General features: G+C 27.7%; 12 protein-coding genes and 1 other annotated feature. Of the genes, 11 read left to right on the forward strand and 1 reads right to left on the reverse strand.

Annotation, left to right across the window (positions count from 1 at the left end; translation table 11 throughout):
• The first annotated feature begins 53 nt into the window (after positions 1 to 53).
• The 11 genes from GSH19_RS00300 (at position 54) to GSH19_RS00350 (ending at position 10,147) form a co-directional block, all read left to right on the forward strand.
• Positions 54 to 521, forward strand: a complete 468-nt coding sequence (locus GSH19_RS00300; protein ID WP_237025918.1) for a C40 family peptidase — start codon at positions 54 to 56, stop codon at positions 519 to 521.
• 113 nt (positions 522 to 634) lie between these two features.
• The gene (locus tag GSH19_RS00305) at positions 635 to 868 is read left to right on the forward strand and encodes a DUF2614 family zinc ribbon-containing protein (RefSeq protein WP_237025919.1); all 234 of its coding nucleotides are present in this window, start codon (positions 635 to 637) and stop codon (positions 866 to 868) included.
• A 32-nt stretch (positions 869 to 900) separates the two neighbouring features.
• Positions 901 to 1,419 (forward strand): methylated-DNA--[protein]-cysteine S-methyltransferase, encoded by a 519-nt coding sequence (locus GSH19_RS00310; RefSeq protein ID WP_237025920.1) that lies wholly within the window; start codon positions 901 to 903, stop codon positions 1,417 to 1,419.
• A gap of 72 nt (positions 1,420 to 1,491) precedes the next feature.
• Complete coding sequence (yjeM, locus tag GSH19_RS00315; RefSeq protein ID WP_237025921.1) at positions 1,492 to 2,976, forward strand: glutamate/gamma-aminobutyrate family transporter YjeM; 1,485 nt, start codon at positions 1,492 to 1,494, stop codon at positions 2,974 to 2,976.
• A gap of 110 nt (positions 2,977 to 3,086) precedes the next feature.
• A complete protein-coding gene (locus GSH19_RS00320) occupies positions 3,087 to 3,842 on the forward strand; it encodes a hypothetical protein (RefSeq protein ID WP_237025922.1) in 756 nt (251 codons plus the stop codon).
• 83 nt (positions 3,843 to 3,925) lie between these two features.
• Positions 3,926 to 4,161 (forward strand) — a binding site (T-box leader).
• A gap of 64 nt (positions 4,162 to 4,225) precedes the next feature.
• Positions 4,226 to 4,699, forward strand: a complete 474-nt coding sequence (locus tag GSH19_RS00325; protein WP_237025923.1) for an S-ribosylhomocysteine lyase — start codon at positions 4,226 to 4,228, stop codon at positions 4,697 to 4,699.
• An 11-nt stretch (positions 4,700 to 4,710) separates the two neighbouring features.
• A complete protein-coding gene (locus tag GSH19_RS00330) occupies positions 4,711 to 5,844 on the forward strand; it encodes a 5-methyltetrahydropteroyltriglutamate--homocysteine S-methyltransferase (RefSeq protein WP_237025924.1) in 1,134 nt (377 codons plus the stop codon).
• Positions 5,845 to 6,140: 296 nt separating this feature from the next.
• A complete protein-coding gene (locus GSH19_RS00335; RefSeq protein ID WP_237025925.1) occupies positions 6,141 to 7,034 on the forward strand; it encodes an ABC transporter ATP-binding protein in 894 nt (297 codons plus the stop codon).
• Positions 7,027 to 8,283, forward strand: coding sequence for an ABC transporter permease (locus GSH19_RS00340; RefSeq protein ID WP_237025926.1), 1,257 nt, complete (start codon positions 7,027 to 7,029; stop codon positions 8,281 to 8,283). The genes GSH19_RS00335 and GSH19_RS00340 overlap by 8 nt, the downstream gene beginning before the upstream one ends.
• A gap of 298 nt (positions 8,284 to 8,581) precedes the next feature.
• The gene (locus GSH19_RS00345) at positions 8,582 to 9,106 is read left to right on the forward strand and encodes a hypothetical protein (protein ID WP_237025927.1); all 525 of its coding nucleotides are present in this window, start codon (positions 8,582 to 8,584) and stop codon (positions 9,104 to 9,106) included.
• Between the two features lie 114 nt (positions 9,107 to 9,220).
• Positions 9,221 to 10,147, forward strand: a complete 927-nt coding sequence (locus GSH19_RS00350) for an L-lactate dehydrogenase (protein WP_237025928.1) — start codon at positions 9,221 to 9,223, stop codon at positions 10,145 to 10,147.
• A 37-nt stretch (positions 10,148 to 10,184) separates the two neighbouring features.
• On the opposite strand, the gene GSH19_RS00355 is transcribed toward GSH19_RS00350, so the two are convergent.
• Positions 10,185 to 11,069 carry a GH25 family lysozyme gene (locus GSH19_RS00355; protein WP_237025929.1) on the reverse strand — a complete coding sequence of 295 codons (885 nt, stop codon included), beginning with the start codon at positions 11,067 to 11,069 and terminating at the stop codon, positions 10,185 to 10,187.
• Positions 11,070 to 11,164: the final 95 nt, after the last annotated feature.

Here is an 11,164-nt window from a genome sequence, read left to right on the forward strand (position 1 = left end):
TATTGTTGATTAGGTTAATTAAAAAATAAAAAATGAAATTTAAGGAGTTTATTATGTCACTGAAAAATATCGTAAAAAGTTTAGTATTAGTAATGGTTACAGTTGGTTTTATCGGAGTTATTAATTCAAATTCAGCAAAAGCGAGTGCAAATGATTTTGATGATGTTTACAGTGTTGCAAAACAACAATTAGGTAAACCTTATGGTTGGGGTGCTGTTGGACCAAACACTTTTGACTGTTCAGGATTTACTAAATATGTTTATAAAAAATCTGTTTCAAAGACTTTACCAAGGACTGCTCAAGCACAATACAACAATGGTAGTAAAGTTTCAGCTTCTAATGCAAAACCTGGGGATTTAGTATACTTTGGTGGATCAAGATCAAGTATTTATCATGTAGGTCTATACGTTGGTAATGGAAAAATGATTGATTCACAAAATCGTGGAGTAATTACTGAAAAAGTTAATTCACCTTGGTGGAATGCTGTTGGATACACAAGACCTGTAAGTAATTTAAATTAAAATCAACTTAATATTTCATTTTTAAAACCATGGGAATCCTTAAATCTCATGGTTTTTTTTATTTAATCAAAGTTAAATTATGATATTATTATATGAAGATAGGATGGTATAACATGAAAAAAAATTACAATAGAAAAGAATTAAATCAAAAAATTCAAGCACTTAGAAAGTTTGCTAATTGGGGCGTAACATCCTTTGTAATTATTATGTTTTTAGTATATTTAGCTTCTGATAAAAAAATTACTATTTGGGTAGTTTTAACTATGTTATTGGTAGTTATTAGCACAGCTTATTATTGTGTAATGGGGTTAATTTATAATCATAAATTAAAGCAACTAGATAAATAATTTTTTATTGGTTAAAAAAGTGAGGTGAAACAATGCAGAAGTTATATTGGGAATCTTTTCATATTAATGGAAGCAAATCTTTCTTTACCGTAACTGATAAAGGAATAAATTTTATCTCTAGTCCTGGTAAAGGGCTTTCGCAAATTAATGAATTTTATCCAAATCATGAATTTGAATTCATTTATGATAGTACTTATACTAGCCAGTATTACAAAGAGATAAAAGAATATATTAAAGGTAAAAGAAAATATTTTGATTTAGCGATTGATTATTTAGGTATTGGAACTGATTTACAGCTAAAAGTCTGGAAAAGAATTCAAGAAATACCTTATGGAGAAAAAATAACTTATTCTAAGTTAGCCGATGAAGTTCATAGTAATGCTACAAGAGCAGTTGCTTCAGCTGTTGCAAAGAATCCTATATTGATAATAGTTCCTTGTCATCGAGTTGTTAGAAAAGATAATAAATCATTAAAGTATCGTGGTGGACTTGAATTAATAGAATATTTAAATTACTTAGAAGCTAATCCTAAGAAAAAGCAAAAGAAATAATACCAATTATAGCTATCTTTTAGTAGTTATAATTGGTATATTTATATAAATAAATTTAAGGGAGTTTAAATGATGAATAAACAGAAATTGACTTTTGTTTCATTGATATTGATGATTTTCACATCTACATATGCTTTTTCTAATATTATTAGAGCGTATTATTTGATGGGTTATGCTTCAATTATTTTCTATATTGGTGCAGCAATATGTTATTTTTTACCATATGCATTTATGATTATTGAATTTGGTTCGGCATATCAGAAATCGAAAGGTGGAATTTATACTTGGATGAGTGATTCAGTAAATCCAAAATTTGCCTTTATTGGAGTTCTTATTTGGTATGCTGGTTTTATTACATTCATGATTAATATTAGTTCAATTATTTGGATTCCCTTTTCAACTGCTATTTTTGGAGTTGATAAAACTCAAACTTGGTCATTATTTGGATTAAATGATGTTCAAACAATGGGTTTACTAGCTGCTGTCTTAATTATTTTAGTAACATTTATCGCTACTCGTGGAGTTCAAAGATTTAAAACAATAACTTCAATCGGTGGAATTGCAATGTTCTCGATTACTGGAGTTATTATTATTGGTGGTGCAATTGTTCTACTATTAAATGGACATCCATTACAGCCAATCAATTTGAGTGCTTTCTTTCATTCTCCTAATCCTTCATATGGAAGTATTTTTTCAGTACTTAGTTTTGCAGTTTATGCTATTTTTGCATTCGGTGGATTTGAAGTTATGGGTGGTTTAGTTGATCAAACTGATGAACCTCAAAAAACTTTCCAAAAAGGAATGGTTGTGGCTTCAATATTAATTACACTTTGTTATGCTGTTGGTATTTTGATGATGGGGATGTTTACCAATTGGAATGAAGTCTTTAATCAAAATAATTCAACACAAATAACATTAGGAAATGTTGTCTTTATTGCTATGAAAAATTTTGGCTATCAATTAGGATTAGCTCTTCATCTTTCTGAAAGTGTATCTGTTCAAATGGGATTATGGGTTAGTCGTTATCTTGGTATTGCAATGGTATTTACTACGATTGGCTTATTTGTAACCATTATTTTCTCACCATTAAAACAATTAATTGAAGGTGCACCAAAAGAAATTTGGCCAAAATATATGAGAAAAGAAAAGAATGATTTACCAGTTAATGCAATGAAAGTACAAGCTTTATTAGTTGTAGGATTTGTTTTAATGGTTTCATTTGGTGGTAAAACAGCACAAAATTTCTTTGACGTATTAGTTTCAATGACTAATGTTTCAATGTCAGTTCCATATATCTTTATTGTGTATGCATACTTTAAATTTAGACAAAAAAATCAGGTTAAACGCCCTATCTCATTTTTTAAATCATACAGATCAGCTAAATATGCATCTATTTTAGTATTAGTGACTGTTACTTTAGCAATTTTCTTTACTGTTATCTCACCAGCATTAGAAGGTAATTTAAGTAATACCATTTGGATGATTATTGGACCAATTTTCTTTGGGATAGTTGGTTGGTTAATGTATAATCGATATGAGAAGAAGTATCTTAAATAGTTAAAAAATTACTATTTTAATGCCAAAGCTATTTTGGTTTTGAAATGTTACTGATATTATTAAATTAGTTAACTTTTAAATATAAAAGTTAAGAAGGGATATATATATAAATGAGACATATTATTACTTCAGACAATAGTGCTAGTTTTAAAAATATTATTGCCAATTCAATTAATGAGTCAACAAATCAATTCGATTTTGATATGATTCGTCCAATTCCAGCACCAATTAGAAATGCAGTGGTTAATTCAGATATTGCCAATGCTGCAATTGGTGCATATATGATTAATTTAGATTTTAATCGTGATGACATACCATCAACGGTTGAAGCTCTTGCAATGGATTTGAACCAAGATGCTGATGATTTTTTTGATTCTTTAGAAGAAATTCAACAAACATTTTTAGAGACTTTTAATGAAGTTTATTCACAATTTAGTGTTGAAATGGATGATTCTTTAAAAGAAGGTATCTTGCAAGCTGTTAGATCGGAAGAAAATCAAGTAAAGGCACAATTAACACAAGACAATATTGATTTAGGTGTTTTCTTAAGTATTAATCCTGATAATTTATCTGATGTTTTAATGAATTCTTTTGAAGATTTAGATATTAAGTTAATGTCATGGTTAGTTAGACAAGGAAAACTTTTAATTGATAACTATATCGCTTTTCAAGCTTTTAATCAGGTAGATTGGTTAAAAGAAAACTGGAAAATTGATGATCGTGCATTTAATACAGAAGTTGATAAAAAAGAAAATCGAATTGTTTTCGAAACATCTAACATTGTTGGATTAACTGATTTAGTTAATTCATTAATTGAAACTAGTGGTGTAGATAAAGAAGATATTCATTATAGTTACGAAATTTAGGAGAATCTTTGTAAGGTTCTTTTTTATTTTGTGTTGACTTTAAAAATTAATTCTGTATACTAATCAACAATAATTAAATTAAAGAAAACAAGATGATCAGGAGAGTAATTATCAAAGATGGTTCAGAAAGTCTACATTAGATGAGAGTAGACCAATTTGATGATAATGAAGATGGCCTGTAATTTGGCGGCATTGAAATTTAAATGTCGATGGGTTGGCAACCATTACTAATTGCACGCGTTGATAGACGTTAGTAAGGAGATTTGTGTAAGTGAATCTCAAATTAGAATGGTACCGTGGATAAAAATCCGCTTCTAGCAATTGGCTAGGAGCGGATTTTTTTATTTAATTATTAAATAAAAATTAGAGAATGGAGCGATATTATGGCAAAAGTAGAAAGTTTTTCATTAGATCACACAAAGGTTTTAGCACCATATGTAAGATTAATTGCAGAAGAAAAAGGTAAAAATGGAGATGTAATTTCAAATTATGATTTGAGATTAGTTCAACCTAATGAAAATGCAATTCCAACTGCAGGTTTACATACAATCGAGCATGTTTTAGCTGGATTATTAAGAGATCGAATTGATGGAGTAATTGATTGTTCACCATTTGGTTGTCGAACAGGATTTCATTTAATTGTTTGGGGAGAACATTCAACTAAAGAAATTGCAGAAGCATTAAAAGGCGCTTTAGAAGATATTGTAAATAAAGTTGAATGGAAAGATGTTCCAGGTACAGATAAATATAGTTGTGGTAATTATCGTGATCATTCTTTATTTTCAGCTAAAGAATGGAGTAAAGATATTTTAGCTAAAGGAATTAGTTCAGAACCATTTGAAAGAAAAGAAGTATAGGAGGAAATGAGATGCCAAAAGTTAAAAATTTAGATTTACATTATGATATTGTTGGAAGTTTTTTAAGACCAGAGAAATTAAAAAATGCACGAAGCGATTATTTCGATAATAAATCAATTGATAGAGATAAATTAACTGAAATTGAAAATGAAGAAATAAAGCATCTAGTAGAAAAAGAAAAATCAATTGGTTTAAAAATAGTTACTGATGGTGAATTTAGAAGAAGTTATTGGCATTTAGATACTTTTTGGGGTTTTGATGGAATCAAACATACTAAGCAAGAACATGGATATTTATTTCATGGTGTAGAAACAAGAAATGATTCAGCTCAACTTGAAGGTAAAATTAAATTTAATTCAAAGCATCCAGACTTAAAAGCTTTTAAATTTTTACAATCATTAGTTGGCGATAATGAAGATGTTATTGCTCGTCAAAGTATTCCAGCACCAGCTCAACTATATGGTGAACTTACAAGAGGAAAAGAAAATGTGGAAGCTTTAAGAAAAGTATATCCAACTGATGAAGCACTAATCAAAGATATCGGAAGTGCATATCATGAATTAATATTAGCTCTATATAATGCAGGATGTCGTGATATTAAATTTGATGATTGTACATGGGGAATGTTAGCTGATAATGATTTCTTAAAAACAATTACTGATGATTATACTAATATCGATACTTTACAGAATTTATATTTAAGTTTTAATAATGAAGCTTTAAAAAATTTACCAGAAGATTTAAGAATTAGTACACATGTATGTCGTGGAAATTATGCTTCAACTTGGGCTGCCAGTGGTGGATATGAAAAGGTAGCTAAAACTTTATTTGGAAAAGAAAATGTCGATGCTTTTTATTTAGAATTTGATGATGAAAGATCAGGTGATTTTACTCCATTAGAAAATGTAAAAGAAAATCACGAGGTTGTGCTTGGATTAGTTACTTCAAAAAAACCAGAATTAGAAAATGAAGATACATTGATTAAAAGAATTGAAGAAGCTAGTCAATTTGTCGAAAAGGATAAACTATCATTAAGTACTCAATGTGGATTTGCTTCAACTGAAGAAGGGAATAAGCTAACTGAAGAACAACAATGGAATAAAATTAAATTGGTTATTGATGTAGCAAAAAGAGTTTGGGGATAATTAATTTCAAATTATGTCTTTGATTTCAGAAAGGATGATTTGAATGATTGATTTTTTAAAAATATTATTATTAATTATATTTATACTAGGTTACTATGATTTAATTGTAGTTATTTTTAATGGTAAATTACCTAGCAAGTTAAATTGGATAAATATAATAAATCAAAAAATACGAAACAGATTTTAAAACTTTGACTAATATCAAAGTTTTTTTTGTCTGTGATTTATAGACTTCATACATAGCAAGATATATCCATGATAAAATAGTTCTTACTTATAGTTGAGGAGGAGAATTAATGTTACATATTGAGAATGTTTCAAAGCAATTTAATGATGTTAATGCATTAAATAATGTTAGTTTTGATGTTCCAACGGGACAAATAATTGGATTGATTGGACAAAACGGTGCAGGAAAGTCGACAACTTTTCATAGTATTTTAAACTTTATTAAATATGATGGAAAAATTACGTTAGATAATCAACCAATTGATCAAAATAAATTGGAAGTGATTGGTTATTTACCAGAAGAAAGAGGACTATTAACTGATCTAACTATTAAAGAACAAGTAATTTATTTTGCTGAGTTAAAGGGATGTTCTAAAAAGAATATTTTAAAAGTATTGCCAGATTGGATGGAAAAGTTTGAAGTAAAAGGAAATTTAAAAACAAAAATCAAAAATTTATCTAAAGGAAATCAACAGAAGGTTCAATTGATTTGTACTTTAATTCATAAACCAAAATTTATTATTTTAGATGAACCATTTAGTGGATTAGATCCTGTTAATGCAGATTTATTAATGCAAGCAATTTTTGAAGCTAAAGCAGATGGAGCGAGTATTATTTTTTCTAGTCATAATATGGCTAATTTTGAAGAAGTATGTGATAACTTAGTGATGTTAAAAAATGGACGAGTTGTTTTAAATGGAACAATTGAAGAAGTAAAAGGTCAATTTAAAAAAGATCATATTTATGTTAAAACTCCAATGGATATAGAACAATTGAACAATTTAAAGCATATTATTCATGTTTCAAAAATAAGTTCTAATCGTTATTTATTAAAAATTGATGATGAAAATGCTGGAAGAGAAATCTTTAATCAAATTAGTCATGGTGAGTATTTAGAGGAATTTAGCCAGCAAGCACCAAGCCTTGATGATATCTTTAGAAGGGAAGTTTTGAATCATGAATAAATTAAATGTAGTTATTTCGAATACATATAAAGAACAAATTAAAAGTAAAAGTTTTATTATTATGATTTTGTCACCAATCATTATTGTAATTATTGCTGGAATTATTGGATATTTTGTTTCAACTAGTTCTAATAGTAATGATAGTAGTGATAAAAATGATTTTAAAATTGCAATGATTACTAAAAATCCAGAATTAGTTAAAAGTTTTAAACAAAAATATTCAAGTAATGTTATTAAATCTATCGATACTGAAATCAAAGCTAAAAAAGCAACTAAAAGTGGAAAAATTGATGGATATCTTAATGTTTATACTAAAAATCAGCAAATTAAATTAAAATATTCTGGTAATCAACAGTTTGATGATGAATTAAAAAAAGATTTGATGATTTCTATTAACCAAGAACAACAAAAATTGAATTTAAAAAATTCTGGAATTAATAATCGTCAAATCAATCAATTAAAAATAAAACCTACTTATGTTTCTGATTATCATGAATCAAAACATAATCAAGAAAAAGAAGATCAAAAGGATATGATTATTGGTGCAAATTATATTTATATGACAATTTTATTCTTCCTTACATTAACTTATTCGTCTATAGTAGCAACTTCAATTGCTAAGGATAAGGGCTCTAAAACGGCAGAATATATTTTATCTAGTATTGATGCATTCACATATTTCTCAGGGAAAGTAATTGCAACGATTCTAATGTTATTAACGCAAATTATTATTTATATTATATTAGGTCTAGTAGCCTATCGAGTAATATCTGAAATTTCATCAATCGGTAAGATAATTAATGAAAATCAACATATGATAAATAAAGTAATTGAGAATATGTTTGGCTTTAATTTGCTTTATTTTATTTTAGGAGCAGTTATTATTATCCTTATTTCTGCAATTTCAGGAGCATTAGTTGGAAAAGTAGAAGATAGTTCAAAAGCTGCTCAACCGGTATCAATTTTCTTGTTATTATGTTTTTATATCAACATCTTTTTAAGTAATAATTCTGATGCTTTGTTCTTTAAGATAGTGTCTTATATTCCGGTTATATCAACATTTACAATGAATACAAGAATTGCAAATGACAATGTAACTTTAATTGGAATCTTAATTTCATTGCTAATTAGTTTTGTTTTTATAATAATTTGTTTATATTGGGTGAAATTAAATTATAAAGGTTTGCTATTAAAAAATGATGATAGTGGATTTTTTAAAAAAATTAAAAATGCGGTTAATTATAAATAATGCGGTAAACGTTGTTAGTCAGTTTGACACTTTAGATTTTAAAGGTTAGAATGCAATGAATTGGAATATCTAGCATTAATTTGGATACTTAGACTGTCTATTAAGAAAAGAGGGCATACCAATATTTTTGGTGGCCCTCTTTATTTAGATATATTCCAATTTTATTAAAATAATGTTAATTGTTTAACTAATTAGCACTTTCAGTCTATAATAGTGTTTAGAGATAGTGAATACTATTGTCAAACCAATAATGCCTTAGGAAAGCTAGGTTCGTGTTTCATTTAAAGGGGTTTTATATATGACAGACTTATTCTATGTACAAGATATCAAATCAGGAAAATGTGTTTATTTTAACAAATTTAGTTATGAAGGCATTATTAAAGGTTTTGATGAATGTATTAGTTTAAACCTACCCACCAACAATATTTTTAGCAAATTTTCGCCAAAATTCATTGATGGAGCAATGGAAACAATTGAACATGAAGATTTCAATAACAAGGTTCAAAATAAAGAAGACTTTCAGTTTATGCATGTTGATTTTGCTTATAATTCAAAAGAAAGTAATCTTGATGTAATTTCATATGATTTAATTTATGATGGTTATATATCTAGATTAAAAATTCAAGCAAATCCATCCAAAACAAAAGATCAAATTGATCGTGACAAAATTGAAATATTGTGTGACATGATGTTAACGATTGAAAATAGTAAATTAGAACTTTTTCAATTTAATCGTCAATACATTGATGCAATGAATTCTAAATTATATGAAGAAGCAAATAAAATTAGAAGAAGCTTAAAAAATATTACATTGGCAGCTTAAAAAAGCAAAACTTGTTATCAAGTTTTGCTTTTTTATTTATAAATTAAAATTTTAGTTGATAGTTATTTTAATAGATGTAAAATAAGTAACAATAAACTTGAAAGGGTGGATTATATGACAAGAAAAATTGGAATAATTGGTGATGGACATGTAGGATCAACAGTTGCACATTATATTGTAGCAAACGGATTTACTGATGAATTAGTAATGATTGATAAGAATGAGGCCAAAGTTAAATCTGATGCAATTGATTTTGAAGAAGCAATGCCTAATTTAGATAATCATACTAAAATTTATGTTAATCAGTATGAAGAATTAAAAGATGCTGATGTTATTATTTCTGCATTAGGAAAAATTAAATTAGTGGATACTCCAGAAGGTCAAAATAATCGATTTATAGAACTTGTACATAATCGTGATAATGTTAAAGAAGTTTCAAAAAAAATTAAAGAATCGGGATTTCATGGCGTTATTATTGCAATTACTAATCCAGTAGATGTAATAACATCCTTATATCAAAAGTATACTGGTCTAGATAAAAGCCAAGTAATTGGTACAGGGACTCTTTTAGATTCGGCTAGAATGAAAAGAGCAGTTGCTAACAAGTTGAACATTGATTCTAGATCTGTATCTGGTTACAATTTGGGTGAACATGGTAATTCTCAATTTACTGCATGGTCAACTGTTCGAGTATTTGATCGACCAATTAGTGAATTAGTAGATAAGTATAATTTAGATCTTGATCAATTAGATGATGAGGCTAGAAAAGGTGGCTTTACAGTTTTTTCAGGTAAAAAATATACTAACTATGGTGTTGCTACTGCAGCAGTTCGCTTAGCTAATATTGTTATGAGTGATGCCTTAACAGTTTTACCTGTTTCTAATTATCGTGAAGAATATGGAATCTATTTATCATATCCTGCAGTTATTGGAAGAAATGGAGTAGTAAAACAATTAGATTTAGATTTAACTAAAGATGAATTAAAGAAATTACAAAATTCAGCTGATTTTATCCAAAATAAATATCAAGAAAGTTTATAAAAAAAGATTGGAATGAATTAAACATTCCAATCTTTTTTTATTTGAATGATGCAAAAGTAGTATTTGCAGATACGTAATTACCATTACTTAATTTAAAACGGTAAGCACGTCCAGAACCTTTTTCAGCATCAATAACATCTAAGGTTGAACCTTTAGTAACACGACCAACTTTATTTCTTAAATTAACATCTGAATATTCATTAATATTTTTCTTAGTAACAATTTGGTTACTTCTTAATTTAGTATAATAACTAGCTTTTGAAGTAGTACCTTTAAACCAGCTATTTACTTTACTTGGATTTAACATACGATCTAAATCAACGTTTCCACTAATTCCCTTTACACGACCAGTACTTGTGTATTGGTGTAAGTCAGCTTTAACATCAGGAGTGGTACTGTAATTAGCAATCCAAGATCCATCAAAACGACTGTAATTGATTTTGTTTACATGAACAAAGTTTTGGTATGAATAGTAGATTAAAGGCTTGTTAGTTAATTTACGCATCTCTGAATACCATGCGTCTACAAATTTTTGTTCTCTAATTCTAGTATTGAATCTAGTTTCATTATCCATTACATAAAATTTTGTGTTTTTATTACTTCTTTTATAGAAATCTCTTGCTTCTTTTCTTGCTTCAGAAGTTGAAGTGAATTTAGTACGAGCATATTGTCCAAATGGTACATTGTATTTGGTTGCTTGTTTTGTGTTGAAATCTTTTTTTGTATCAACTTCATCACTACCTCTTTGGGCTCTAATGATTACGTATTTTAAATCAGTTGATGCTTTTGCCCAATTAATATTACCCTGATATTGTGATATATCAGCAATCTTTTTACCACTTGCTGATGCATTGCTTGCTAAACCGATGATGGCTACTGTAGCAATCAATAAACTTAAAATAATTTTTTTACTTAGTCTCATCTGTTAAATCTCCTTAATTTATATTGTTTAAATTCATTTTAGTATAAAAATAATTCACAGAGATAACAGTATTTTTTCAATTATATTAAGTTAAT

The organism is Lactobacillus sp. S2-2, from assembly GCF_021698855.1.
GTDB lineage: Bacteria > Bacillota > Bacilli > Lactobacillales > Lactobacillaceae > Fructilactobacillus.